This is a genomic window from Streptomyces sp. SS8 (genome assembly GCF_054072955.1).
In genome coordinates this window covers 14,240-39,075 of the sequence record NZ_JBSVCZ010000036.1, presented here as the reverse complement: position 1 = coordinate 39,075, position 24,836 = coordinate 14,240, and the positions used below count along the sequence as shown (strand labels likewise).

Genomic DNA, 24,836 nt, shown 5'->3' with positions numbered 1-24,836 from the left:
TCAACTCTCCGCGTTGCCGCCCTCGCTCCGCGCAAACGGAGCGCCGGTGAAGGAGGCCGGCGCGTCGAACGCCGCCCGTCGTGTGGCGCGGCGCAGCGCCCGCAGCACCGTGCCGCCCACGGTGAGGGTGAGCACCACGGTCAGCAGGGCGCGCGGCAGGTCCCAGCCGAGGGAGGTGGCCAGGACGTAGGCGGTGAACTTGGCCAGCTTCACCTCAAGCGGATCCCCGGGGACATGGGAGATCCCGCTGGCCAGTCCGCTGATGAACGGCCAGCCCTGGAGGTTCATCACCACGCCGTACAGCACCGAGGCGACGGCCCCGTACGCGGCGAGCAGCGCCAGCTCACGCCGCCCGCGCAGACTGTGGGGCCCGGGCAGCAGGCCCGCGCCCATCGCCACCCAGCCCATCGACAGCATCTGGAACGGCAGCCACGGCCCGACCCCGCCGGTCAGCAGCGCCGAGGCGAACATCGACACCGCGCCCAGGACGAACCCGAAGCCCGGCCCCAGCACCCGGCCGGAGAGCACCATCAGGAAGAACATCGGCTCCAGGCCCGCCGTGCCCGCCCCCAGCGGGCGCAGCGCGGCCCCCGCGGCGGCCAGCACGCCGAGCATCGCGACGGCCTTGGCGTCCAGCCCGGTGTCGGCCACGGCCGCCACCGCCACGGCCAGCAGCAGCGGCAGCAGCGCGGCGAACAGCCAGGGGGCGTCCCCGGAGTGGGCCAGTCCGGAGGCGGAGTCGGCCAGCAGCGGCCAGCCGAAGGCCGCCACACCGATGGCCGAGACGATGCCCAGGGCCGCGGCGGAGCGCGGCCCGATCCGTACGGCGCGCACCTGGCGGTCGGCCCGTCCGGCCCGTCCGGTCTGCTCGGTCCGCCCGGGGCCGGAGCCGCGGGGGGCGTCCGGGGCGCCGCTCATACGCCCGCCCCCGCTTCCTCCAGCGCCGTCCGCACCTGGCCGACGGTGAGCCAGCGCCGGGGGGCGAGGATCTTCGCGGTCTGCGGGGCGAAGGCGGGGGAGGAGGTGACGACCTCGCCGCTGGGACCGTCCGCGACGACCTCGCCGTCGGCCAGGATCACCACCCGGCGGGCGAGTTCGGCGGCGAGCTCCACGTCGTGGGTGGCCAGGACGACCGCGTGGCCGTCGTCGGCCAGTGCGCGCAGCACGCCCGTCAGCCGCTCCTTGGCCGCGTAGTCCAGGCCGCGCGTCGGCTCGTCCAGGAGCAGCAGGGGAGGGGCGGCGGTGAGGACGACGGCGAGTGCCAGGGCCAGGCGCTGACCCTCGGACAGGTCGCGCGGATGGGTGCCGTCGTGGACGTCCGGCAGCAGGGTGGAGACCAGGGCGCGGCAGGTGCCGGGCTCGGCGCCCGCGTCGCGGTCCGCGCCGGCGCACTCGGCGGCGACGGTGTCCGCGTACAGCAGGTCACGCGGGTCCTGCGGCACCAGGCCGACGCGGCGCAGCAGTTCGGAGGGCCGGGTGCGGTGCGGCACGGCGCCGGACGCGCCGCCCAGGCGCACCGTGCCGCGCGCGGGCTCGTACATGCCGACCAGGGTGTTCAGCAGGGTGGACTTGCCCGCGCCGTTGCGGCCCATCAGGGCGATCGTCTCGCCCGGCCGCACCGTCAGGTCCACCTTCTCCAGGGCGGTGATCCGGCCGCGGCGCACGGACAGCGAGGAGACCTCGGCCAGCGGTTCGCCGCCGCCGGATCCGCCCGACGGACCGGATCCGGCGCGCCCGGCGGGCGGCTCCAGCGCGTCCAGCCGCTGTCGCAGCCCGGCCGCCCTGCGGCGCGCGTCCCGCACCGACAGCGGCAGCGGGGACCAGCCGGCCAGCCGTCCCAGGGCGACGACGGGCGGACGGACCGGCGAGAGCGCCATCACCTCGGCCGGTTCGCCCAGCACCGGCGCGGCGCCGGGCGCGGGCAGCAGCAGCACCTGGTCCGCGTACTGCACCACGCGCTCCAGGCGGTGCTCGGCCATCAGCACGGTGGTGCCCAGGTCGTGCACCAGCCGCTGGAGGACGGCCAGCACCTCCTCGGCGGCGGCCGGGTCGAGCGCGGAGGTCGGCTCGTCCAGCACCAGCACCTTCGGATGGGTGGTCAGCACCGAGCCGATGGCGACGCGCTGCATCTGCCCGCCGGACAGGGCGGCGACGGGGCGGTCGCGCAGCTCGGCCAGGCCCAGCAGGTCCAGGGTCTCCTCGACGCGGCGGCGCATGGTGTCCGGCGGCAGGCCCAGGCACTCCATGCCGTAGGCGAGTTCGTCCTCGACGGTGTCGGTGACGAAGTGCGCGAGGGGGTCCTGGCCCACGGTGCCGACGACGTCGGCCAGTTCGCGCGGCCGGTGCTCGCGGGTGTCGCGGCCGTCCACGGTCACCCGGCCGTGCAGGGTGCCGCCGGTGAAGTGCGGCACCAGCCCGGAGACGGCGCCCAGCAGGGTGGACTTGCCCACGCCGGACGGGCCGACGACGAGCACCAGCTCGCCCTCGGGCACGGTGAGGTCCACCCCGTGCACGGCGGGGGCGGCGCCGTCCCCGTAGGTGACGGAGACCTGGTCGAAGCGGATCATGCGCGGGTCGTCTCCTTCGCCGGCGGGTTCTGCCCGGTGCGGGAGACGGACCCGGCGTCGGTTTCGGTTCGGGGGGCGGGTACGGGGGCGACGAAGGCCGGGAGCAGCCCGGCCAGTACGGCCGCGGCGGGCCACAGCGGCAGCTCGGGCGCGGTCAGCGGCACCGGGGGCGGGTCAAGGGCCTCCGGGAGGCGGGCGGCGGCCCAGACCACGGCCGCGCCGACCGCCGCGCCGGAGGCCGACACCAGCCAGGCGCGCGCCCCCCAGCGGTCGGGCCGGTAGCGGCTGCGCACCGCGCGGCGCCCGCCCAGCCACAGCCCGCCGAGCGCGGCGGCCAGTCCGAGCAGTAGCACCGGCAGTCCGAGGGCCGCACCCTGGGCGGCCAGCAGCCCGTACGTGCCGGCGCACACGCCCAGCAGCCCGCCCAGGGTGAGGGCGGCGGTGGTGCGGCGCACGGCGGGCGGTACCCGCGCGGTGCGGCCGTAGCCGCGTGCGTCCATGGAGGCGGCCAGTGCCACCGAGCGCTCCAGCGCGCCCTCCAGGACCGGCAGCCCGATCCGCAGCACCGCCCTGATCCCCTTGTCGTCGCGGCCGCGCAGCCGGCGGGCGGCCCGCAGCCGGCGGACGTCGGCGATCAGGTGGGGGGCGAACGTCATCGCCACGACCACGGCCATCCCCGCCTCGTACAGCGCGGCCGGCAGGGACTTGAGCAGCCGGGCGGGGCTGGCCAGGGCGTTGGCGGCGCCGACGCACACCAGCATGGTGGCCAGCTTCAGCCCGTCGCGCAGCGCGAACACCAGCCCCTCGGCCGTGACCCGGCCGCCGATGCGCACGCCCTGCGCCCAGCCGGGCAGCGGCACCTCGGGGAGGGTGAACAGCACGGTGGTGCCGGGGATCGGGGAGCCGAGGAAGACGGCGAAGAACAGCCGGATCACCAGCACCGCCAGGGCGATCTTCAGGAAGGCGCCGTAACCGCGGGCCCAGGGCGCGTCGGTGCGGCGGGCCGCGACGACGTACGCCGTGACGGCGATGACCAGGGCCAGCAGCAGCGGGTTGGTGGTGCGGGAGGCGGCCGTGGCCAGCCCCAGCGCCCACAGCCACCACGCGCCCGCGTGCAGCGCGTTGGAGCGCGTGGCACGCGGGGCGCGCAGGGCCGCCAGGGGCCGCCGGGGGGTCATGACCGGCGCCGGCGGGCCTGCCAGACGGCCGCTGCGGCGAGTACGGCGACGACGGCGCCGCCCCCGACCAGCCCGGCGGAGGGGCCGCCGCCGTCTCCTGAGGCGTTGTCCTCGGGAGCGGCTGCCCCCTCGGCCCCCTTGGGCCCCTCGGCGTCCTCGGACTCCCCGGAGGCGCCGTCCGTCCGCGCCGCGGAGTCGGAGACCTGCTCACCGCAGCCGGTGCGCGGATAGCCGGCGATGGCGCACAGCAGCGAGTCGGAGTTGTACCGCAGCGGCTTCAGCACGGCGGCCAGCGCCTCGGCGGCGGTCCCGTCCTCGGGCACGCGCGCGCACTCGGTGCGGCCCCGGGGCGGCTTCTCGCCCCCGGGCGCGTCGGCCCGGGTGCCGAAGTCGACGCTCAGCGCGATGCGCTTGCTCCCCTCCCCGGCCTCGGTGTCGCCGCAGATCTCCTCGAAGTCGCCGGCGCCGCGGGGCTTGTCGGCCTCGGCCGAGTCCTCGCTGACGGCGAACCGGAAGCCCAGCACGTCACCGTCCTCGGGCCGCAGCGTGCCCGGCCCCTGCGTGGCGTACGTCCACTGGCCGCCGTCGCGCTCCCAGAAGGACCAGTAGCGGTAGCCGGCGGCCTGCGCGGAGGCGGCGCCCACCGCCGCCGGCACGGCGGTGAACACGACCGCGAGCACGGCGGTGCACACGCCGGCGAGCACGGTGCGCGGCGCGGTCACCGGTTCCGCCTCCTGCGCATGCTGATCAGGAAGCCGGCGCCCGCTCCCGCGACCAGGCCCGCGCCGACGAGGGACCACACCACCGGCGAACCGCTACCGCCGTCCTCGGAGGCCTCCTGTCGGCCGCCGTCCTCGCCGCCCTTGCCGGAGGGGACGTGCACCGGGGCCGGGCCGGTGGCGTTCAGCCGCTCGACCAGGTCCACCCCGCCGAAGTCGGCCGGGTCGCCGCCCGCGGCGCGGGCGGCCAGGACGAGCTGGCCCAGGGCGGCCGGGGCGGTGGTGGCCTTGTCCCAGGAGCCGAGGTTCTTCTCCAGCCACGTCAGGGACCTGGCGGCGGCGTCGCGGTGGCCGCCGGCGGCCAGGGCGATCACGGCGTCGGCGGTGTTGCCGTAGTCCGGCTGCTCCTCGGCGCCGGGCATGGCGGACTTCAGATGCCCGCCGCCCGCCTCCAGCACCCGCGTCAGATACGCGGCGCCGGCCTCGGCGGCCTCGGCCGGGGTGCGCTCCGTGCCGCCCTCGCCGTCCTCGCCGCACTCCAGGGCCTTCGCGGCGCCGCGGTCCTCGCCGCCGCCGTTCTCGCCGCCCGGCCCGGTGGCCAGGCCCTCGCCGCGGGCGGCCAGTACGGCGGCGGCCGTGGCGTCGTCGTTCGCGGCGAGGCGGCCCTTCTCGTCGGGCTGGTAGGCGAAGGCGCCGCGCTCGTCCTCGTCGGCGTCGCAGCCGAGCTGGAAGCCGAGGAGGGAGTCGTAGGGGGATTTCTCGCTCTTGGCCGAGAGCGTCTTGGCCGGGTCCTCGTCCGCGGCGTCCAGGGCGCCGATCACGACGGAGACGGAGTTGGCGTCGCTGGGGCTGCCGGGGTTGAAGCCCCAGCCGCCGTCGTCGTTCTGGACCAGCCGCAGCCACTTCACTGCCCGCTCCACCCGGTCGCCGTGGCCGCCGAGGGCGGCCAGCGCCTGGACGGCGGCGGCCGTGGCGTTGACGTCGGCCACCGTCTTGGCGGTGCACGGTTCGGTGGGGTCGGGGCGGTAGGAGGCGAAGGAGCCGTCCTCGCACTGCTGGCCGGTCAGCCAGGCCACGGCCTTGGACGCGGGCTTCACCCCGACCGCGTCCTGGGCGAGCAGGGCCGTCGACTGGCGCCACACGCCGTCGTACTGCGGGTCGTCCTTCCCGTACAGCCCGGAGGGCAGGTCCCGCTGCGCCGGGGCCTGCGCGGACGGCGACTCGTCGGCGGCGGCGGGGGCCGCGACCGCGCAGAGCACGGTGGAGGCGGCCAGGGCCGCGGCGGTGCGGCGCAGGGACATGGGCGGGTGCCTTTCTCGTGGCGCAGCCGTGCACGGACGGCCGGCCGCGCTCACCGCACGGGGCACACCGGGCTCGGCTCCGCATTCCTCGACGGTGCCGGTGCCGGGGCCGCGCCCCGCCGTGCGGCGGGGACGGCTCCGGGAGCCTTGCGTGCCCGGGCGGGTGCTCCGGCTGTACGGCGGACGGGTCGGCGTCCGCCTGCTCACGGTTGCGGGTCAGCGCCGGATTCGCACCGGCTTCCCCCACTCGGGCACAGGACGTTTCGCGCCTCACTCTAACGGGCGTGGTTCGGGCCGGACCGCAGGTGGGAGCGGGATCACACCGGTGATCCGGCCCGTGGCGCGCGGAGGGGTGTTCCGACGCGCTTACCCCGCCCGTTCCACAGTCCTTTCCAGTGGTTCACACCAAAGAAGTCCCATGGTTCCCGGCGCATTTCGTTGACGCGCGTAGCGCGGATCCGCCACTCTCTGCTGGGGCGCGAATACCCCCGGCGCGGGGACGGTCGCGCCGGGGGCCGTCCCCGCAGGCGGCGGGGGCCGTCCGGGTGGCCGGATGCTGCCTTTCGGGCTTTTTCCGGGCTTTTCCGGGGCCCTGTGCGGAATTCCTGTCGGCAGGTGGGCGGAATCGCTGGGGAAATCCGGAAAATTGTTGACGTGTACATGTCTTTCAGGGTAGGAATTCCTTCCGACCACCGGCGTGAGCGAGCAGCAGATGCTCACCCCCACGCACATGCTGACCGGGAGGAAGAATGTTCCGACGCCTCACCGCCTGGAGACGGGCGGGCACCCCCGTACTCGCCGCCGCGGCCGCCGCGGCGCTGATCGCCACGGGCCAGCCCGCGAGCGCCGCGCCCGCCGGCCCGGACCCGCGCGCCCCGGTGAACCGGGCCTTCGAGCGGGCGGCCGACGAGTTCCAGGTCCCGCGCGACCTGCTGGTCGCGGTGGGCTACGGGGAGACCCACCTCGACGGCCACGGCGGCGAGCCCAGCCACGCGGGTGGCTACGGGGTGATGCACCTGGTCAGCAACCCCGAACACCGCACCCTGGAGAAGGCCGCCGAGCTGACCGGCGAGCCGGCCGCCGCCCTCAGAGAGGACACCGCCGCCAACATCCTCGGCGGCGCGGCCGTCCTGCGCTCCTACGCCGACGAGCTGGGCCTGGACGCCGCCGACCGCCGCGACGCCGACGCCTGGTACCCGGTGGTGGCCCGCTACGGCGGCGCGGACGACGACCGCACCGCCCGGCTGTACGCCGACACCGTCTACGACTTCCTGGAGGACGGCTTCAGCGCCCTGACCCCGGCCGGCGAGCGGGTCACCGTACGGCCCAGGGAGACCGAGCCGGAGCTCGGCCGTTACGCGAAGGTCCGGCCGCTGGGCGCCTCGTCCGGGGCGGGCGCGCTGAGCACCGACTACCCGCCCGCGCGGTGGGCGGCGGCCCACTCCAGCAACTACACCTCCGGCCGCTCGTCGTCGATCACCCATGTGGTCGTCCACGTCACCCAGGGCTCCTACGCCGGCTCGATCAGCTGGTTCCAGAACCCCAGCTCCAACGTCAGCGCCCACTACGTGATCCGCTCCTCGGACGGCGAGGTCACGCAGACGGTCCGCGACCGCGACACCGCCTGGCACGCCAAGTCCGGCAACCCGTACTCCATCGGCCTGGAGCACGAGGGCTACGTCGACAACCCCTCCTGGTTCACCGACGCCATGTACCGCTCCTCGGCCGCCCTGACCCGCCACCTGTGCGACCGCTACGGCATCCCCAAGGACCGGTCGCACATCGTCGGCCACGTCGAGGTGCCGGGCAACGACCACACCGACCCCGGCCCCAACTGGAACTGGACCTACTACATGCAGCTGGTCCGCGACGGCGACGCCACCGCCCCCGTCCAGCTGAACTTCACCTCCTACAGCACCCTGCGCAGCGGCTCGACCGGCGCCCAGGTGAAGGCCGCCCAGCAGCTGCTGAACAACAGCGGCTTCGAGGCCGGCACGGTGGACGGCGTCTTCGGCTCCGGCACCGAGAGCGCGGTGCGGGCCTTCCAGAGCAGCCGCTCCCTGACCGCCGACGGCGTCGTGGGCGCCCGCACCTGGACCGCCCTGCTGTCGGCCGGCACCAAGCCCGTGCTGAAGCGGGGGAGTTCGGGCGCGGACGTGGAGCGGCTGCAGCGCTCCCTGACCGCCGCGCTCGGCCGCACCGTGGGCATCGACGGAGCCTTCGGCCCGAACACCGAGACCGCCGTGCGCGACTACCAGAGCAGCCGCGGCCTGGCCGTGGACGGCATCGTCGGCAGCGGCACCTGGGGCGCGCTCCAGTCCGGCCGCTAGGCCCCGAGCCCGGCCCGCCCGGCCCGGTCCGCCCGGGAACCGCCGCCGGGCCCGGCACGTCACACCGGTCCGCACCGCCGCCCGGCGGTGCGGACCGGCGCTTTCCCGCGAGCCCGCGACACCCTTCCCCACCGCGGAAGTTACTCGTGAGTTCCTCACGGCCGACTCATGACAGCTGTGACTGTTCCGCCCCTTCGGCGCCGTGGAATCGTCTTCCCCAGACGCCGCCGGTGACCGAGAAGGCCGAAGGGGGAACGATGAGCAAGGGCTACGCCGTCTTCTGCGACGCGGACCGCCACTTCTACGACGCCCCCCACCGCCTCTCCGACGAGACCGGCCGGGCCGGCACCTACGAGGCCGCCCGCCGCCCGGCCCCCGAAGGCTGGCAGCGCCACCGCTCCGGGGACTGGCTGGCCCTGCGCCCGCTGGAGGCCGAACTCCCCGCCCAGGGCTGGAAGATCCACGTCTCGGCCTGCCTGGACAACGCCGAGCGGATCCTGGAGAAGGTCTGGGACTACTGCGTGTCCCGGGGCGTGGCCTTCAAGTTCATGCCCAGCCGCTACCTGCTGCACAACCGCAACGCCAAGTACGCCGACCGCGGCGCCAGCGGCAAGTTCGTCACCGTCTACCCGGCCGGCGACGAGCAGTGCCGCACCATCGCCGAGGACCTCGACGCGCTGCTGGCCGGCGAGAGCGGCCCGTACATCCTCAGCGACCTGCGCTGGGGGAACGGCCCGGTGCACGTGCGCTGGGGCAGCTTCACCGAGCGGCACTGCTACGAGGACGGCGAGCTGCGTCCCGCCGTCGAGGACGCCGAGGGCCGCCTGGTGCCCGACCGCAGGGACCCGGCCTTCCACGTCCCGGACTGGATAACCCTCCCCGACTTCCTGCGGCCCCACCTGGAGGCCCGCGGCGCGGCGAAGGTCGCCGACATCCCCTACAGCATCGAGAAGGCGCTGCACTTCTCCAACGGCGGGGGCGTGTACGTCGGCACCGACACCCGCACCGGCGAGAAGGTCGTCCTCAAGGAGGGCCGCCCCCACGCCGGCCTCGCCGCCGACGGCGCCGACGCCGTCACCCGCCTGCGCCGCGAGAAGGAGGCGCTGGAGAGGCTGTCGGGACTGCCGCAGACCCCCGAGGTGCGCGACTGGTTCCAGCTGGGCGACCACTGGTTCCTGGTGCTGGAGTACGTCGAGGGCCGGCCGCTCAACAGCTTCTTCGCCCTGCGGCACCCCCTGATCGAGGCGGACCCCGGCCCGGACGCGATCGCCGGGTACACCGAGTGGGCCCTGCGCGTCCACCGGCTGGTGGAGGAGGCCGTCGAGGCCGTCCACGCCCGCGGCGTCGTCTTCAACGACCTGCACCTGTTCAACATCATGGTCTCCGAGGACGAGCGGTCGGTGACCCTGCTGGACTTCGAGGCCGCCGCCCACATCGACGAGGGCCGCCGCCAGGTCATCGCCAACCCCGGCTTCGTCGCCCCCGCCGACCGCAGGGGGTTCGACGTCGACCGCTACGCCCTGGCCTGCCTGCGCATCGCGCTCTTCCTGCCGCAGACCAGCCTGCTGGCGATCGACCGGGGCAAGGCGGCGCACCTGGCCGAGCTGGTGGCCGAGGAGTTCCCCGTACCGCGCGAGTTCCTCGACGAGGCCGTGGCGGAGATCCTCCGCGGCTGGGAGCCCCCGGAGCCGGACGGCGCCGGGCGCGGGCCGGGTGGCACGGCCCAGGAGGGGACGGCGGGCGCGCCCGGGCGGGGCTACCTGCCCGTCCACCCCGCCGACTGGCCGCGCAGCCGCGACTCGATGGCGCGGGCCGTACTCGCCTCGGCCACCCCCGAACGCGAGGACCGCTTCTTCCCCGGAGACATAGCCCAGTTCGCCGCTGGCGGCGGCCTCTCCTTCGCCAACGGCGCGGCCGGAGTGCTCCACGCCCTGGCCGTCACCGGCGCCGAGAGGTGCCCGGAGGCCGAGGACTGGCTGCTGCGCAGGACCAAGGAGCTCCCCTCCGGCACCCCGCTGGGCTTCTACGACGGACTGTCCGGCATCGCCTGGACCCTGGAGCGCCTCGGCCACACCGACCGGGCCCTGGAACTGGCCGGGACGGTCGTGGAACAGCCCTGGGAGGACCTGGCCCCCGACCTGCACGGCGGACTGTCCGGCATCGGACTGGCACTGGACTGCCTGGCCGCCTCCACCGGCGAGAGCGCCCTGCGCGAAGCAGCACTGCGCTGCGCCCGTCTCGTCGCCGACAGGGCCGGACGCGAGGCGGGCCGCGGCCCCCGGGCCGGACTGCTGTACGGCTCGGCCGGCCAGGCCCTGCTCTTCCTGCGGCTGTACGAGCGCACCGGCGAGCCCGGACTCCTCGACCTCGCCGCCGACGCCCTGCGGCGCGACCTCGACCACTGCGTGAGCAGCGCCGGCGGCGCCCTCCAGGTGGACGAGGGCTGGCGCACCATGCCCTACCTGGGCGAGGGCAGCGTCGGCATCGGGATGGTGCTGGACGACTACGCCGCCCACCGCGACGACGAGCGGTTCGAGCGGGCGCGGCACGACATCCTCAGGGCCGCCCGCTCCAGGTTCTACGCCCAGCCCGCCCTGTTCCGGGGCACCGCCGGGATGATCCTGCACCTGAGCCGCACCACCGTCGGCGAACCCGGCGCCCACGAGGCCGACCTGCGACGCCAGATCGCCTCGCTGACCCGGGCCGCCGTCCCGTACCGGGGCCTGCTGGCCTTCCCCGGCGAACAGATGATGCGCCTGTCGATGGATCTCGCCACCGGCACGGCCGGCTGTCTGCTCGCCCTGGGCAGCGCGCTGCACGACACCCCCGTGCACCTGCCCTTCCTCCCGCCGCCCCCGAGGCGGCCCCAGAGCCGGTCTCTCGTCAGGGAGGCCGTACCGGAAAATCCCGTCCCCACGGAAACGAAAGGAACAGAAAAATGACGCTTCTCGACCTGCAGACCCTGGAGACCTCCGAGGACAAGGGCACCGTCGCCGGCGGCGGTTCCGAGGCCAGCCTGCTGCTGTGCGGTGACAGCTCCCTGAGCGTCACCACCTGCCGCTGACCCCGGCGCCGCGGGGTGTGACCTCGCGGCGGTGAAACGGTCGACGCGGTCCCGGGCGGTCACAGCGCCCGGGACCGCATCGCCGTATTCCAGGTCTACCCCGGCCGCCCCGCGCGTACCCCCGCCGCACCGCCCACGGACGCGAGGAGCCCACCGCCCATGGCGCCCCAGCCCGCCGCCGATGCCGCCGATCCCGCAGCCGACGCCGCCGACAGGACGGGTGCGGCCGGTACGGCCGCCGAAGCTCTGCCGGCCGACCGCCTCCTGAGGGCCGCGATCCGCCACAGCGCCGGGCGCGCCACGGCGATCTGCCTGCTCGCCACCGCGTCCGCCGCCGCGACCATCGCCCTGCCCGCCGCGCTCGGGCACACCCTCGACCTGGCGCTGGACGGCGCCGGGGAGGCCGCCCGCTGGACGGCGCTGTGCGCGCTGCTGGTCGCGGTCGAGGTGCTGCTGGACGCGGTGAGCGCCCACCTCACCGGCACCACCGACGCCCGCTCCACCGCCTGGCTGCGCCGCCGCGGGCTGGAGCACCTGCTGGCCGTGGGCCCCCGGCGGGCGGCCCGCTTCGACCACGGCGACCTGGTGACCCGGCTGTCGGGCAACGCGGCCGAGGCCGGCGGCGCCCCCACCGCGGCCGCCACCACCGTCTCCTCGCTCATCACCCCGCTCGGCGCCCTGGTGGCGCTGGCGCTGGTGGACGTCTGGCTCGCCGCCGCCTTCTGCGCAGGGGTCCCGCTGCTGGCGCTGCTGCTGCGCGCCTTCGCACGCGGCTCCTCCGACAGCGTCTCGCGCTACCAGCGCGTCCAGGGCGAGATCGCCGCGCGCCTGGTCGAGGCGCTCGCCGGCGCCCGTACCCTCGCCGCCGCGGGCACCGCCGACCGCGAACGCGTCCGTGTGCTGGCTCCGCTGCCCGAACTGGCCGCCCAGGGGCGGCGGATGTGGCAGGTCTACGGGCGGGCCATGGTCGGCGGCGGCGTCCTGGTCCCCCTGCTGACGATCACCGTCCTGGCGGTGGGCGGTATGCGGCTGACCGCCGGGGAGCTGAGCGTCGGCGAACTGCTGGCCGCCTCCCGCTACGCGGCCCTGGCAGCCGGGATCGGCGCGGTCACCGGCCGGCTCGGCGCCCTGGTGCGCAGCCGCGCCGCGGCCCGCCGGGTGGGCGAACTACTGGCCGTGTCCCCGGTCGTGTACGGCCGCCGCGTGCTGCCGCCGGACGGCACCGGGCGGCTGGAGCTGCGCGGTGTGACCGCCGTGCGCGGCGGGCGCGAGGTGCTGCGCGGCGTCGATCTGGTGGTGCCCGGCGGCGCCACGATGGCCGTGGTGGGCCGGTCCGGCTCGGGCAAGTCCACCCTCGCCGCGCTCGCCGGGCGCCTGGCCGACCCCGACGAGGGGCGGGTGCTGCTCGACGGAGTCCCGCTGGACGGGCTCGGCCCCGCCGAACTGCGCCGCGAGGTCGGCTACGCCTTCGAGCGGCCGGCCCTGTTCGGGGACACCGTCGGTGAGGCGGTCGCCTTCGGCGCGTACGACCCCGGACCCGCCGCCGTCGAGGACGCCGCGCGGGCGGCCAGCGCGGACGCCTTCGTCCGCCGCCTGCCCGCCGGTTACGGCACGGCGCTGGCGGACGCGCCGCTGTCCGGCGGCGAGTTCCAGCGTCTGGGCCTGGCCCGGGCCTTCGCCCACGCGGGACGGCTGCTGGTGCTGGACGACGCCACCTCCAGCCTGGACAGCGCCACCGAACTCCAGGTGAGCCGGGCGCTGACGGACCGGGTGCGGGCCGGCACCCGGCTGCTGATCGCGCACCGCGTCTCCTCCGCGGCCCGTGCGGATCTGGTCGCCTGGCTGGAGGACGGCCGGGTGCGGGCCGTCGGACCGCACGAGGCGCTGTGGGAACTGCCGGACTACCGGGCGGTGTTCGCGGCCGGGGACGGCCCGGGCGCCCAAGGCGCCCGGGAGGCGGCGCGGGCCCCGGCGGCCCGCGCCGCGGTGGAGGAGGGGCGGTGAGCCCGGCGAACCCGACCAGCGCGACGGAACAGACCGGCCCGACGAGCACGACGAACCCGGCGGGCGGCCGTGCCGCCCCGGGCCCGGCCCGCCGCCTCCTGCCGCGCGCCGTGCGCTTCCTGCGCCACCGCCGCCGCGTCCTGGTCCGGCTCGGCGGCTGGTCGCTGCTGGAGTCCGCGCAGACCTTCCTGGTCGGCTACGGCGTGGCCCAGGCCCTGGACCGCGGCTTCCTGGCCGGGAGCACCGGCACGGGGCTGGCCTGGCTGGCGGTGGCCGCCGCGGCGACCGTCGTCGGCGGCCTGGCGGTGCGGGGGGTCTTCCGCGGACTGGCCGACCTGGTGGAGCCGCTGCGCGACGGGCTGCTGCGCCATGTGGTGACCCGCGCCCTGCGCGGGGCGGTGGCCGAACCGGCCCGGGCGGACAGCTCCTCCGTCTCCCGCCTCACCCACCAGACCGAGCTGGCCCGGGACAGCTTCGCCGGGCTGGTGCTGGTGCTGCGCTCCTTCGTCTTCACCGCGGCCGGGGCGCTGGCCGGACTGGCCTCCCTCCATCCCCTGCTGCTCCTGGTCGTCCTGCCGCCCCTGGTGCTGGGACTGCTGCTCTTCACGGCCACACTGGTGCCGATGGCGGCGCGCCAGCGGGACTTCCTCGACGCGGACGAGGCCCTCTCCACGCGCTACGGAGCCGTTGCCGCCGGGCTGCGGGACATCGTGGCGTGCGGTGCCGAGCGGCGCACCGCCGGTGAGGCGGACGCGCTGGTGGCCACCGAGGTGAGGGCGGCCCGGTCGCTGGCCCGGTGGGCCGCCGCCCGCACCGTGGCGCTGGGCGTGGCCGGGCATCTGCCGATCGTGCTGCTGCTGCTGGCCACACCCTGGCTGCTGGAGCGGGGGCTCACGGCGGGCGCGCTGCTGGGCGCGCTGACGTATCTGGCCCAGTCGCTGCTGCCGGCCCTGCGGACCCTGATGAGCGCCCTGGGGGCGGCGGGCACCCGGCTGCTGGTGATCCTGGACCGGCTCGTCGGCGCGGACCGGCCGCGGCGGAGCGCGCCGGCCGCCGGGGAGCCCGCCGGGCCCGCAACCGCGGCCCCCGCGGCCCCCGCCTCCGTACGGTCCGCGGCGGGCTCCAGGGTGGAGCTGCGCTCGGTGACCTTCGCCTACGGGCCCGGAGCCCAGCCGGTGCTGCGCGAGGTGGACCTCACCGTCGAACCCGGCGAGCATCTGGTCGTCGTGGGCCCCAGCGGCATCGGCAAGTCCACCCTCGCCGCCCTGGTGGCGGGCCTGCTCGCCCCCGGCCGGGGCGAGGTGCTGGTGGACGGAGCCCCGCCCCTCGCCGCCGGGAGGAGTGCCGGCGAGCCGGCGCGGCGGCGGGTGCTGATCCCGCAGCAGGCGTACGTGTTCACCGGCACCCTCCGGGAGAACCTGCTCTACCTGTGCCCGGACGGCCTGCCCGGCGGCTCACCGGAGACCGGCCCGGGGGAGAGCGGGCCGGAGGAGAGGCTGGCCGCCTCGGTGGCGGCGGTCGGGCTCGGACCGCTGGCCGACAGGCTGGGCGGACTGGACGCGATGGTCGACCCGGCCGCCCTCTCCCAGGGGGAGCGGCAGCTGATCGCGCTGGGCCGGGCCCATCTGTCGCCCGCCCCCCTGGTGCTGCTGGACGAGGCCACCTGCCATCTGGACCCGGAGGCGGAGGCGCGCGCCGAGCGGGCGTTCGCGGACCGGCCCGGCACGCTGGTGGTGATCGCCCACCGGATCAGCTCGGCGCACCGGGCCGACCGGGTACTGGTGATGGACGGCGCCCGGGCCACCGCCGGAAGCCACCGCGAACTGCTGGAGCGCTCACCGCTGTACCGCGATCTGGTGGGGCGCTGGCACACCGGCCGCGACGGCGGGCCCGCCGCCCGGCCGGGCCGGGAGAGCGCCCCGGCCTGACGGTCCGGTCCGATGTCCCGGCCCGATGTCCCGGCCTGGTGACCCCGCCGAGCCCGGCCGGGCGCACGCGTGCCCGCGCACAGGTGCGCCCGGCCGGATCACCGTCCGGTCGGGGCCTCGTCGCGGCCGGTGCCTACACCCAGCCCGCGCCCTGCGATATCCGTATGGCGTCGACTTTGTTGCGGGCCCCGGTCTTACGGGTGATCGCGGACATGTAGTTGCGTATGGTGCCGTGCGAGAGGTGCAGCCGCCCGGCGATCTCGGAGACCGTCGCGCCCTTGGCGGCCAGCGACAGAACGCTCAGTTCCCTCGCCGTCAGGGGCATGTCCGCGGCGCGCAGCAGATCGTGGGCGAGGGACTCGTCCACGTATCTCTTTCCTGCGGCGACGTTCCGGATCCCCTCGAGTAACTTCTGCGGGGTGGCGTCCTTGTTGACGAATCCCAGGGCCTGAGCGTCATAGGCGCGGCGCAGCGCGCCGGGCCGTCCGGGAGTGGCCAGAACCAGTAGGCCGCATTTTGCCGACGTCATATGCCTGCACAGTTCCGCCATGCCGACCACGTCCGGGGCCCCGGGGCCGTCCAGATCCGCGACGCACACGTCCGCCCGCAGGACCCGGAGCCGGCCGGGGTCACTGGACCAGGGGACGTCGCGCACCTCCAGGTCGGGTGCATCGTTGAGCAACGCTGCCAGGCCGGATCGCAGCAGGCCGAAATGGTGCACCAGCAATACCTGAATCACGTTCGGCTCCTCCAGTGCCCTGATCGGGGGACGGTTGTCGAACACCCGTCAACAGATACCTACAAATGGCACTGGTTAACGCAGAGTTTCAGCCAGTACCGGTGAGTAGTGGGGGTGTTGGAGGTAGCCGGGGGGCGCGCGGATCACCGAACTCTGCTACCGGCGCACACCACCGCTTTTTTCCGAAGTGATCAATGTGCAAACCGTTTCGATGTCTTCCTGTACCTGTTCGATCGAAACACGTCCGGAAAGCCATCCGATCAGCGCCGAATGCCAGGTGTGCGCGATGACGCGGACCGCCGAGAGCCGCTTCGGTGTCGGCGCGTCCCGCGCCCCCACGGCGTCCAGGATGATCTCGGTGGTGAGCCGGGAGACCGCGTCGACCTCCGCGCCGGCCGAGCGGTCGGCGAAGGTGAACGCCCGCAGCATGGCCTCCGCCAGGTTCGGCTCCCGCTGGAGCGAGCGGAAGGCGCGCATCAGCGTCACCGCCACCCGGGCGGCGGGCTCCGGCTCCTTCGGAGGGTGCCGGTGCAGCGTCTCGTGCAGCCGCTCCAGCTGGTCGTACATGGTGGCGACCAGCAGGTGCACCTTGGAGGGGAAGTAGCGGTAGAGCGTGCCCAGCGCGACGTCCGCGGACTCGGCGACCTCGCGCATCTGCACCGCGCCGAAGCCCCCGCGCCGGGCCAGTCCGGTGCTGGCCGCCAGGATGCGGTGGCGGCGCGCCTCCTGGCGCTCGGTGAGCGAGGAGGCGGAGGGGAAACCGGGATGTGCCGTCAAGTCTCTCCTGCCGTCTGTCCCGTCGGGCCCGGGCGGCCCCCCGCCGCGGGCCCGGGCCGCGTGGCCCGGGAGACCGCATCCTCGCAGGGCGGAGCCGTGGCGTGAATCACCCGGACCGGCTCGGTCCGGAACTTCTACCGGCCGGTAATCTTGCGAGCCGGAGCCGCCCCGCCCTTCGGGCGGACGGGTCCGGGGCGCGGGCCGGGCGTGCCCGGGGCATCATTGAAACTTGTTCCAGAATATCGTCGGCGGTTACGCTCCGGCGGAAAATCGCCGCGAGGACCTTCGAGAAGGGGGCCGTGAGTGACGGCAGAGGCCACCTGGGGCGCCGCGCCCGGACCCCTGGCGGGCGAGGCCGCCGACGGCGGCCGGCCGCTGCGGATCGCGCTGCTCACCTACAAGGGGAACCCGTTCTGCGGCGGCCAGGGCGTCTACGTGCGCCACCTGTCGCGCGAGCTGGCCCGGCTCGGCCACCGCGTCGAGGTGATCGGCGCCCAGCCCTACCCCGTACTGGACCAGGAGGACGGCCTGCCGGGCCAGGTGACCCTCACCCGCCTGCCCAGCCTCGACCTCTACCGGCAGCCCGACCCCTTCCGCACCCCGGGGCGCGGCGAGTACCGCGACTGGGTCGACGCGCTGGAGGTCGCCACCATGTGGACCGGGGGCTTCCCCGAGCCGCTGACCTTCTCGCTGCGCGCTCGCCGCCACCTGGCCGCCCGGCGCGGCGAGTTCGACGTCGTCCACGACAACCAGACCCTCGGCTACGGCCTGCTCGGCCTGGACCGGATCGGCTTCCCCCTGGTCACCACCGTCCACCACCCCATCACCGTCGACCGCCGCCTGGACCTGGCCGCGGCCGAGGGCTGGAGACGCCGGGCCTCGGTGCGCCGCTGGTACGGCTTCACCCGTATGCAGAAGCGCGTCGCCCGGCGGCTGCCCACCGTGCTGACCGTCTCCGGATCCTCCCGCCGGGAGATCACCGAGGACCTCAAGGTGCGCCCCGAGCGCATCCACGTCGTGCCCATCGGCGCCGACACCCGGCTGTTCTCGCCCGACCCGGCCGTCCCCGAGATCCCCGGCCGCATCGTCACCACCTCCAGCGCCGACGTCCCCCTCAAGGGACTGGTCCACCTCGTCGAGGCCCTGGCCAAGGTCCGCACCGAGCACGGGAGCGCGCATCTGGTCGTCGTCGGCAAGCGCCCGGAGAAGGGCCCGGTGGCCGAGGCGATGGAGCGCTACGGGCTCGGCGGCGCGGTGGAGTTCGTCAAGGGCATCAGCGACCGGGAGCTGGCCGACCTGGTGCGCGGTGCCCAGATCGCCTGCGTGCCCTCCCTCTACGAGGGCTTCTCCCTGCCGGCGGCCGAGGCCATGGCCACCGGCACCCCCCTGGTCGCCACCACCGGCGGAGCCATCCCCGAGGTCGCCGGCCCCGACGGCGAGACCTGCCTGGCGGTGGAGCCCGCCGACGCCGGCGCGCTCGCCGCGGCGCTGGGCAGACTGCTCGGCGACGCGGAACTGCGGGCGCGCCTGGGCGCGGCCGGACGGGAGAGGGTGCTGCGCCGCTTCACCTGGGAACAGGCCGCCCGTGGCACGGTGGAGCACTACCGCGCCGCCGTCGCGGCCCGCAATCCCGCCGCGCCCGCCCTCCGCTAGCCGCCGCCCTCCGCCCCCGGCCCGCCACCGCACGCCCCGCCCCCGCATAGCACCGCACCGCACCGAGGAAGGCAGACACCAGTGCTGACCGTGGACTTCTCCCGATTCCCGCTCGCCCCGGGGGACCGGGTCCTGGACCTGGGGTGCGGCGCCGGGCGCCATGCCTTCGAGTGCTACCGGCGCGGCGCCCGCGTCGTCGCGCTGGACCGAAACGCCGAGGAGATCCGCGAGGTCGCCAAGTGGTTCGCCGCCATGAAGGAGGCCGGTGAGGCCCCCGCGGGCGCCGAGGCCACCGCGATGGAGGGCGACGCCCTGGCCCTGCCCTTCCCCGACGACAGCTTCGACGCCGTGATCATCTCCGAGGTGATGGAGCACATCCCCGACGACAAGGGCGTCCTGGCCGAGATGGTCCGGGTGCTGCGCCCCGGCGGCCGGATCGCGGTGACCGTGCCGCGCTACGGGCCGGAGAAGGTCTGCTGGACGCTCTCCGACGCCTACCACGAGGTCGAGGGCGGCCACATCCGCATCTACCGCGCCCACGAACTGCTGGCGAAGATGCGGGGCGCGGGTCTGAAGCCGTACGGCACCCACCACGCGCACGCCCTGCACTCCCCGTACTGGTGGCTCAAGTGCGCCTTCGGGGTGAACCGGGACGGCGACGACGCCGCGCTGCCGGTGCGCGCGTACCACAAGCTGCTGGTCTGGGACATCATGAAGAAGCCGCTGGCCACCCGCCTCGCCGAGGACCTGCTCAACCCGGTGATGGGCAAGAGTTTCGTGGCCTACGCCACCAAGCCGCACCTGCCCGCCGACGCCGCCTCCGGCCGGGAGACGGCGTGACGAGCCCGGGCCGCACCGAACGGCTGGTCCTGCCCGGCGTCCTGACCGCCGAACAGGCCGAGCGGACCGTCGCGGGCATCGCCGCACTCCAGCGGGAGGACGGCGCGATCCCGTGGTTCCGGGGCCACCACCTCGACCCCTGGGACCACGTCGAGGCCGCCATGGCGCTGGACGCGGCCGGGGAGCACGCGCGGGCCGAGGCCGCCTACCGCTGGCTGGCCGAGCACCAGAACGCGGACGGCTCCTGGTACGCCGCCTACGCCGACGGGGACGCGGCCCGCCCCACCGATCTGGGCAAGGAGACCAACTTCTGCGCCTATGTCGCCGTCGGGGTGTGGCACCACTACCTGGCCACCGGCGACGACACCTTCGCGGACCGCATGTGGCCGGTGGTCCACGCGGCCGTGGAGTTCGTCCTGGAACTCCAGCAGCCCGGCGGGCAGATCGGCTGGAAGCGCGAGGCCGACGGCACCCCCGTCACCGACGCCCTGCTGACGGGGAGCTCCTCGATCCACCAGGCGCTGCGCTGCGCGCTGGCCCTGGCCGAGCACCGCGAGGAGCCGCAGCCGGACTGGGAACTGGCCCTGGGCTGGCTGGGCCACGCGGTGCGCCACCACCCCGAGCGCTTCCTGGACAAGGGCCGCTACTCGATGGACTGGTACTACCCCGTCCTGGGCGGCGCGGTGACCGGAGCCGCGGCCAAGGAGCGCATCGAGTCCGGCTGGGACCGCTTCGTCGTCCCCGGCCTGGGCGTGCGCTGCGTGCTGCCCAATCCCTGGGTGACCGGCGGCGAGAGCGCCGAACTCGCCCTGGCCCTGTGGGTGATGGGGGAGTCCGACCGGGCGCTGGAGATCCTGCGCTGGATGCAGCACCTGCGCGCCGAGGACGGCCTGTACTGGACCGGCTACGTCTTCGAGGACGAGGCCTTCTGGCCGGAGGAGCTGACCTCCTGGACCGCAGGCTCGCTGCTGCTGGCCGTGGCCGCGCTCGGCGGCGACGAGGCCACGGTGGCGGTCTTCGGCGGCGAGAGGCTGCCGGCCGGGCTGGAGCCGGACTGCTGCTGAGCCGGAAACCGGCTCCGCGGGCATGCACGCCGGGCCGCCGGGATCCGCCGAGGCCCGCGCCGTCTCCCACCGCACGTGTGCGGCAGGCTCCGCCCGGTACCGGGCGGAGCCTGCCGCATGTCCGCTCGCGTGTCCGGGCGGAGGTCAGCCGCGCTGGATGCCGGAGGTGTCCTGCAGGACGCCGCGGCGGCCGTCCTGCGTCTGCGCCACCAGTGCCTGGCCGCGCTGCTCGACCGCCAGGTACCAGGTACCCGGGGCCAGTTCGGCGACCGGGGCGGGGGAGCCGTCCTCGCCGTACAGCGGCCGGGCGACCGGCACGGCGAACCAGAACGGCTGGAAGTTCGGGTCGGCCGGAGCGCCGCCGCCCGCCGGGGCCGCCTGCTGCTGCGGTGCCGGCTGACCCCCGCCGTAACCGCCCTGCGGCTGTCCCTGCACCGGCTGCCCCTGTGCCGGCTGACCGGGCTGCGGGCCGCCCGGGTAGCCGTAACCGCCCTGCGGCTGCCCCTGCATCGGCTGACCGGGCATCGGCTGTCCCTGCATCGGCTGGCCGGGCTGGGCGCCGGGGTAGCCGTAGCCGCCGGCCTGCGGGCCCGGACCGTAGGGGTTCGGGGCCTGCGGGGAGGGGGCCGGCAGCAGCGGGGCCTTCAGCGCGCCCACGGTGTTGCCCAGGACGGCGAAGGCCGCCATGAGCAGGCCGCCGATGAGGGTCAGCCAGGCGCCCACGCCCAGGTCGATGTTGCGGTTGAGGTTCTGGTCCTCCGGGTCCGGCGCGATGGTGGCGAACACCGCCCACAGTGCCGCCCAGCCGACGAAGACCGCCAGCGCGGTGCCCCACTGGTCGAGTCCGAGCCCCGCCACCTTGCGCTCACCGGGCGTGATCCGCCCGAGGACGAGCAGGGCGGCCGCGATCAGCGCGGCGAGCGTCACGGTCGGCAGCAGCGGGAAGAGCGCGGGCTCCCAGCTGTTGACCGTGCAGTTCTCGGTGCAGCCGTCGGCCTTGAAGAAGGCGAGGAACGAGGCGATGAACAGCAGCACCGCTGCTCCGACAACCGCGCCATCGCTTCGGGTGAGCGAGCGGATGTTCACGTAATATCCTTAATCGGTTTCGTCATGGTCTGGTCAGACGGGGGCGGGCCCTATCGTACGGAAGGACGTTCCGCGGAGTCCGGCGGGTTCTCCCGCCCGGCCCCGGATCGTTCCGCCACCTTGCGCTCACCGGTTCGCGCGCCGCTTCAGGCACCGTCCCCGGCGCCGCTTCGCGCCCCGTCGCGCTCGCCGAGCAGGAAGGCCCCGACACCCTCGGCGATGCCGCGGGCCGCGCGCTGCCGCCACTTCGGGTCGGACAGCCGCCGGGCCTCCCGCGGATCGCGCATGTTGCCGCACTCCAGGAAGACCTTGGGCACCCGGGAGAGGTTCAGCCCGCCCAGGTCGTCGCGGACGGTCAGGCCGGTCTCGGCCACCGGACCCCCCAGGTAGTCGGCGGGCCCGGAGCCGGTGGCCTCCGAGAAGGAGCGCACGAGGTGCTCGCCCAGCCGGCGCGAGGGGCCGGTGATCCGCCGGGTGTCGGCGGAGCCCTCGGTCACCCGCGCGGGGAGGATGACGTGGAAACCCCGGTCGCCCTCGCCCGATCCGTCGGCGTGCACCGAGACCACCGCGTCGGCCCCCGCCCCGTTCCCGGCCCGGGCGCGCTCGTCCACGCACGGCCCGTACGGGCGGTCGCCGTCGTGGGTGAACTCCACCCTCGCGCCCAGCCCTTCGAGGAGGGTGCGGGCGCGGCGGGCGACGTCGAGGGTGAAGGACGCCTCCGCGTAGCCGGAGTCGGTGGCCGTGCCGGTGGTGTCGCACTCCTTGCGGTGCGTGCCGGCGTCCACCCGGCGCGCGATCTCGCGGGTGTGCTCGCGGTTGCCCGGGTTGTGGCCGGGATCGAGCACCACCACGGCGCCGTCCAGGGGCCCTCCCTCCCCGTCCGGCTCCCCGCTTCCCTCCGGCTGCCGGGAAGAGGCGCCCGGCGAGGGCGCCCCGGACACCTCGGGGGCGCCGGAGGCCGCTGGGGCACCGCGCGACGCGCCGGAGCCGGTGTCCCGCGCCGACCGCCACACCAGCAGGCCCGCCAGGACGACGGACAGCGCGATCGCGAGGATCACGGCGGGAGTGGACAGCCGTCGGCCGAGGGACATGATCGGATCGTAGCGCCGCGTCCTACAGGCCCGGGCCGGTACGCCGCAGAACGCGCAGCGAGCGGACCGCGCACTCCTCGGTGAAGGCGCCGGACTCCAGGGCGCGGCGGTGGATGCGGTGGGGCGCCTGACCGCCGTCGGCCGGATCCGGGAAGACGTCGTGGATGACCAGCAGCCCGCCCTCGGCCAGGTGCGGGACCCACCCCTCGTAGTCGGCCCTCGCGTGCTCGTCGGTGTGCCCGCCGTCGACGAAGACCAGACCGAGCCGCCCGCCCCACACCGACGCCGCCCGCGGCGAGCGCCCGACGAGCGCGACGACGTACTCCTCCAGTCCGGCGGCGTGCAGGGTGCGGCGGAAGAAGGGCAGGGTGTCCATCAGCCCCACCTCGGGATCCACCAGCGCGGGGTCGTGGTACTCCCAGCCCGGCTGCTGCTCCTCGCTGCCCCGGTGGTGGTCCAGCGTCAGGACGGTCACGTCGCCGTCCGCGCGGCGGGCGGCGTCGGCCAGCAGGATGGTGGAGCGGCCGCAGTACGTGCCGATCTCCAGCAGCGGCAGCCCCAGCCGCGCCGCGTCGCGGGCGGCGGCGTACAGCGCCATCCCCTCGTCGGCGGGCATGAAGCCCTTGGCCGCCTCGAAGGCGGCGACGACCTCGGGTGCCGGTCGCGCTGCGGAATCCATGGGCTCGGCCTCCCTGACCTGTGGTGCGGCCGACCATGCTGCCGTACGCGTCTCCCGGCCGGTGAGGCGGGTGGGCGCGGTGTCAGCGGGGGCGCCCCGCGTCCGGCTCCGCGCGCCTCCGCGTCCGGCGGACGGAGCGGGGCCCCGGGCGCCGCGCGGGACCGCGGCGTCCGGGGCCCAAAGGGACGTGCCGGGGCGGGCTCAGTCCTCCAGCGGCTCCTGCCCGGCGGGGCGGCGGTGGCGTCCCCGCACGGGCACCGAGGCCTCCTCGCCGACGGCGGCCGGGCCGCGGTGCCGGCCGTGCTGCTCGCCGGTCCCGGCGCTCGTCTCGCTGCTCGTCTCGGTCTGGGTCTGGGACATCGCGGGAATACTCCGTGGATTCGAGGCTTCTTCCTCCGTACCCGACCAGATCGTAGTAGTTCTACGATCTTCGCTCCGCATCTTTCCGGGCCAGTGGCGCCTGCTGGAGGGGCACCGGTGTGAAGGCCGCCGCCCGTACCGCGAGCGGACCGCCGTCCTCCGCCGAACCGCCCGCCGAACCACCCGTGGGGCCGCTCCCCGCCGGGCCGCCGTCCTCCGCCGGACCCCCTTCCGGCGCGGGCTCGGCACACCGCCGGGCCGGCGGCGGCCCGGGCTCCGAAGACGGCGTGACCCGGGCCAGGCCGCACTGCGTCCGGCCCGCCCGGCCGCCGGCGCACGGCAGCCGCAGCTCGCCCTCCGCCGTCCACAGCCCCGTCCCCCGCACCCACCCCACCGGGGCGGGCAGATGCCGCAGCCGCCGCTGGGAGGGGCGCCACACGGCCACCCACGTACCGTTCGGGCCGTCCGCGCGCAGCGCCACCGCGCAGCCCTCGGGGGTGAGGGCCTGGCCGGGCTGGACGGCGAACGGGGTCAGCGCGACGCCCGGCGGGCGCAGGGCGTCGGGGAAGCGCACGGGCCGGTGGCTGCCGAGCACGCCCCAGCCCAGCCGCGCCTCGCCCGGCGCGTCGGAACGCAGCAGCAGCAGACCGCTGTCCGGGTCGGCCAGCAGCAGCCGGTCGTCGCTGTCGTCGGTGAGCTCCAGCAGCGGGTGGACCTCGCCGCCGCGCCCCAGGTCGACGGCGACGGTCTTGGTGCGGCCGGCGGAGTCGGTGCGGTCCAGGGCCAGCAGCCGCCCCTCGCGGTCCAGCCAGACGCCGCCCGAGCAGCGGCCGGGCACCTCGGCGACCGGCTCCGGGCCGCGGGGGCCGCCGTGCACCAGCCACACCGTCGCGCCGTGCTCGCCGGGGGCGAGCGCGTGGACCGGGAAGCTGTACGAGCCGTGCGGGGCGGGCGGCAGCAGCCGCAGCCGCTCGCAGCCCACCGAGCCCAGCGGGAGCTCGCCGGTGCCCGGGCCGGTGGGGTAGAGCAGCGCGAGGCGGCACCGGCCGCCGGCCGTACGGCAGATCAGCACCCGCCCGTCGGGCAGCGGCAGCACCTGGGCGTCCGGCCCCTCCGGGCGGGGCCCCGGCAGCGGGACCGCGTACGGCTCCGGGCCGTCCAGCGTCCAGCGCTCCGGGATCAGGCCGCGCCCGTCCCCGGCCGACGCGAGACGCGCCGCGTAGGAGCCGTCCGCGGCGATCGTGAGGCCGGGATGCGCCGCGTTCGCGCCCTCGCTCCGGGCGGCCTCGACGGTACTGATGGTCATCAGCCCATCACCTCCGGTGAGGACGGTAGTTTTCGCGCCCGCCACCGGACGGCCCGAGCCGGGCGCCTTCACACGTACGGGGGACGGCGGCCCGTTTCGCGGGGGGGAGGAGGCGCCCGGTGTGCTCCGCCCGGCCCCGCACACCGGGGC

General features: G+C 75.6%; 20 protein-coding genes. 8 read left to right on the top strand and 12 right to left on the bottom strand.

The features are described from left to right. Genes ACW69E_RS25710 through ACW69E_RS25690 form a run of 5 tightly spaced genes read right to left on the bottom strand, consistent with a single transcriptional unit; the run spans position 1 to position 5,765 of the window. Positions 1-918 (bottom strand): ECF transporter S component, encoded by a 918-nt coding sequence (locus ACW69E_RS25710; protein WP_457500676.1) that lies wholly within the window; start codon positions 916-918, stop codon positions 1-3. Beyond that, a complete protein-coding gene (locus ACW69E_RS25705) occupies positions 915-2,567 on the bottom strand; it encodes an ABC transporter ATP-binding protein (protein ID WP_457500675.1) in 1,653 nt (550 codons plus the stop codon). The genes ACW69E_RS25710 and ACW69E_RS25705 overlap by 4 nt, the downstream gene beginning before the upstream one ends. Then, positions 2,564-3,745, bottom strand: coding sequence for an energy-coupling factor transporter transmembrane component T (locus tag ACW69E_RS25700; RefSeq protein WP_457500674.1), 1,182 nt, complete (start codon positions 3,743-3,745; stop codon positions 2,564-2,566). The genes ACW69E_RS25705 and ACW69E_RS25700 overlap by 4 nt, the downstream gene beginning before the upstream one ends. Then, on the bottom strand, positions 3,742-4,467 hold the full coding sequence (locus ACW69E_RS25695) for an SCO2322 family protein (RefSeq protein ID WP_457500673.1): 726 nt from the start codon (positions 4,465-4,467) through the stop codon (positions 3,742-3,744). The genes ACW69E_RS25700 and ACW69E_RS25695 overlap by 4 nt, the downstream gene beginning before the upstream one ends. Then, entirely contained in the window at positions 4,464-5,765 is a 1,302-nt protein-coding gene (locus ACW69E_RS25690; protein ID WP_457500672.1) for a prenyltransferase/squalene oxidase repeat-containing protein, read from the bottom strand. The genes ACW69E_RS25695 and ACW69E_RS25690 overlap by 4 nt, the downstream gene beginning before the upstream one ends. A gap of 749 nt (positions 5,766-6,514) precedes the next feature. On the opposite strand from ACW69E_RS25690, the gene ACW69E_RS25685 reads away from it, so the two are divergent. The 5 genes from ACW69E_RS25685 to ACW69E_RS25665 all read left to right on the top strand — a co-directional run bounded on the left by ACW69E_RS25685 (position 6,515) and on the right by ACW69E_RS25665 (position 15,091). Then, positions 6,515-8,095: a peptidoglycan-binding protein gene (locus ACW69E_RS25685; protein ID WP_457500671.1), complete on the top strand. Its 1,581-nt coding sequence runs from the start codon at positions 6,515-6,517 to the stop codon at positions 8,093-8,095. Between the two features lie 257 nt (positions 8,096-8,352). Then, positions 8,353-11,037, top strand: a complete 2,685-nt coding sequence (gene lanKC / locus ACW69E_RS25680) for a class III lanthionine synthetase LanKC (protein ID WP_457500670.1) — start codon at positions 8,353-8,355, stop codon at positions 11,035-11,037. After that, entirely contained in the window at positions 11,034-11,159 is a 126-nt protein-coding gene (locus ACW69E_RS25675; protein ID WP_093654844.1) for a SapB/AmfS family lanthipeptide, read from the top strand. The genes lanKC and ACW69E_RS25675 overlap by 4 nt, the downstream gene beginning before the upstream one ends. Before the next feature lie 159 nt (positions 11,160-11,318). Continuing rightward, positions 11,319-13,163 carry an ABC transporter ATP-binding protein gene (locus ACW69E_RS25670; RefSeq protein WP_457500669.1) on the top strand — a complete coding sequence of 615 codons (1,845 nt, stop codon included), beginning with the start codon at positions 11,319-11,321 and terminating at the stop codon, positions 13,161-13,163. Beyond that, positions 13,160-15,091, top strand: coding sequence for an ATP-binding cassette domain-containing protein (locus ACW69E_RS25665; protein ID WP_457500668.1), 1,932 nt, complete (start codon positions 13,160-13,162; stop codon positions 15,089-15,091). Before ACW69E_RS25670 ends, ACW69E_RS25665 begins: the two co-directional genes overlap by 4 nt. Positions 15,092-15,224: 133 nt before the next feature. Here ACW69E_RS25665 and ACW69E_RS25660 read toward each other — a convergent pair whose 3' ends face one another. Further along, a complete protein-coding gene (locus ACW69E_RS25660; protein WP_457500667.1) occupies positions 15,225-15,830 on the bottom strand; it encodes a LuxR C-terminal-related transcriptional regulator in 606 nt (201 codons plus the stop codon). A 156-nt stretch (positions 15,831-15,986) separates the two neighbouring features. Next, complete coding sequence (locus tag ACW69E_RS25655; protein WP_457500666.1) at positions 15,987-16,607, bottom strand: TetR family transcriptional regulator; 621 nt, start codon at positions 16,605-16,607, stop codon at positions 15,987-15,989. Between the two features lie 303 nt (positions 16,608-16,910). Here ACW69E_RS25655 and ACW69E_RS25650 point away from each other — a divergent pair, with 303 nt between their 5' ends. The 3 genes from ACW69E_RS25650 to ACW69E_RS25640 all read left to right on the top strand — a co-directional run bounded on the left by ACW69E_RS25650 (position 16,911) and on the right by ACW69E_RS25640 (position 20,164). Next, positions 16,911-18,260 carry a glycosyltransferase family 4 protein gene (locus ACW69E_RS25650; RefSeq protein WP_457500665.1) on the top strand — a complete coding sequence of 450 codons (1,350 nt, stop codon included), beginning with the start codon at positions 16,911-16,913 and terminating at the stop codon, positions 18,258-18,260. Positions 18,261-18,341: 81 nt separating this feature from the next. Next, on the top strand, positions 18,342-19,100 hold the full coding sequence (locus ACW69E_RS25645) for a methyltransferase domain-containing protein (protein ID WP_457500664.1): 759 nt from the start codon (positions 18,342-18,344) through the stop codon (positions 19,098-19,100). Beyond that, on the top strand, positions 19,097-20,164 hold the full coding sequence (locus ACW69E_RS25640; RefSeq protein ID WP_237883784.1) for a prenyltransferase/squalene oxidase repeat-containing protein: 1,068 nt from the start codon (positions 19,097-19,099) through the stop codon (positions 20,162-20,164). The genes ACW69E_RS25645 and ACW69E_RS25640 overlap by 4 nt, the downstream gene beginning before the upstream one ends. 144 nt (positions 20,165-20,308) lie before the next feature. Here the strand turns inward: ACW69E_RS25640 and ACW69E_RS25635 are convergent, their stop codons facing one another. The 5 genes from ACW69E_RS25635 to ACW69E_RS25615 all read right to left on the bottom strand — a co-directional run bounded on the left by ACW69E_RS25635 (position 20,309) and on the right by ACW69E_RS25615 (position 24,686). Then, entirely contained in the window at positions 20,309-21,250 is a 942-nt protein-coding gene (locus ACW69E_RS25635) for a DUF5336 domain-containing protein (RefSeq protein WP_457500663.1), read from the bottom strand. Positions 21,251-21,396: 146 nt separating this feature from the next. Continuing rightward, positions 21,397-22,341, bottom strand: a complete 945-nt coding sequence (locus ACW69E_RS25630) for an N-acetylmuramoyl-L-alanine amidase (RefSeq protein WP_457500662.1) — start codon at positions 22,339-22,341, stop codon at positions 21,397-21,399. A gap of 22 nt (positions 22,342-22,363) precedes the next feature. Next, on the bottom strand, positions 22,364-23,020 hold the full coding sequence (locus ACW69E_RS25625; protein WP_457500661.1) for a class I SAM-dependent methyltransferase: 657 nt from the start codon (positions 23,018-23,020) through the stop codon (positions 22,364-22,366). 201 nt (positions 23,021-23,221) lie between these two features. Beyond that, entirely contained in the window at positions 23,222-23,380 is a 159-nt protein-coding gene (locus ACW69E_RS25620; protein WP_206346260.1) for a hypothetical protein, read from the bottom strand. Positions 23,381-23,441: 61 nt separating this feature from the next. Next, positions 23,442-24,686: a hypothetical protein gene (locus tag ACW69E_RS25615; RefSeq protein ID WP_457500660.1), complete on the bottom strand. Its 1,245-nt coding sequence runs from the start codon at positions 24,684-24,686 to the stop codon at positions 23,442-23,444. Between the last annotated feature and the right edge of the window lie 150 nt (positions 24,687-24,836).

Excerpts from the sequence above, each read along its gene's own strand:
- ACW69E_RS25615 (WP_457500660.1), bottom strand. The coding sequence starts at position 24,686 with ATGACCATCAGTACCGTCGAGGCCGCCCGGAGCGAGGGCGCGAACGCG.
- ACW69E_RS25685 (WP_457500671.1), top strand. The coding sequence starts at position 6,515 with ATGTTCCGACGCCTCACCGCCTGGAGACGGGCGGGCACCCCCGTACTC.
- ACW69E_RS25705 (WP_457500675.1), bottom strand. The coding sequence starts at position 2,567 with ATGATCCGCTTCGACCAGGTCTCCGTCACCTACGGGGACGGCGCCGCC.
- ACW69E_RS25700 (WP_457500674.1), bottom strand. The coding sequence starts at position 3,745 with ATGACCCCCCGGCGGCCCCTGGCGGCCCTGCGCGCCCCGCGTGCCACG.
- ACW69E_RS25625 (WP_457500661.1), bottom strand. The coding sequence starts at position 23,020 with ATGGATTCCGCAGCGCGACCGGCACCCGAGGTCGTCGCCGCCTTCGAG.
- lanKC (WP_457500670.1), top strand. The coding sequence starts at position 8,353 with ATGAGCAAGGGCTACGCCGTCTTCTGCGACGCGGACCGCCACTTCTAC.
- ACW69E_RS25630 (WP_457500662.1), bottom strand. The coding sequence starts at position 22,341 with ATGTCCCTCGGCCGACGGCTGTCCACTCCCGCCGTGATCCTCGCGATC.
- ACW69E_RS25690 (WP_457500672.1), bottom strand. The coding sequence starts at position 5,765 with ATGTCCCTGCGCCGCACCGCCGCGGCCCTGGCCGCCTCCACCGTGCTC.
- ACW69E_RS25620 (WP_206346260.1), bottom strand. The coding sequence starts at position 23,380 with ATGTCCCAGACCCAGACCGAGACGAGCAGCGAGACGAGCGCCGGGACC.
- ACW69E_RS25670 (WP_457500669.1), top strand. The coding sequence starts at position 11,319 with ATGGCGCCCCAGCCCGCCGCCGATGCCGCCGATCCCGCAGCCGACGCC.
- ACW69E_RS25710 (WP_457500676.1), bottom strand. The coding sequence starts at position 918 with ATGAGCGGCGCCCCGGACGCCCCCCGCGGCTCCGGCCCCGGGCGGACC.
- ACW69E_RS25675 (WP_093654844.1), top strand. The coding sequence starts at position 11,034 with ATGACGCTTCTCGACCTGCAGACCCTGGAGACCTCCGAGGACAAGGGC.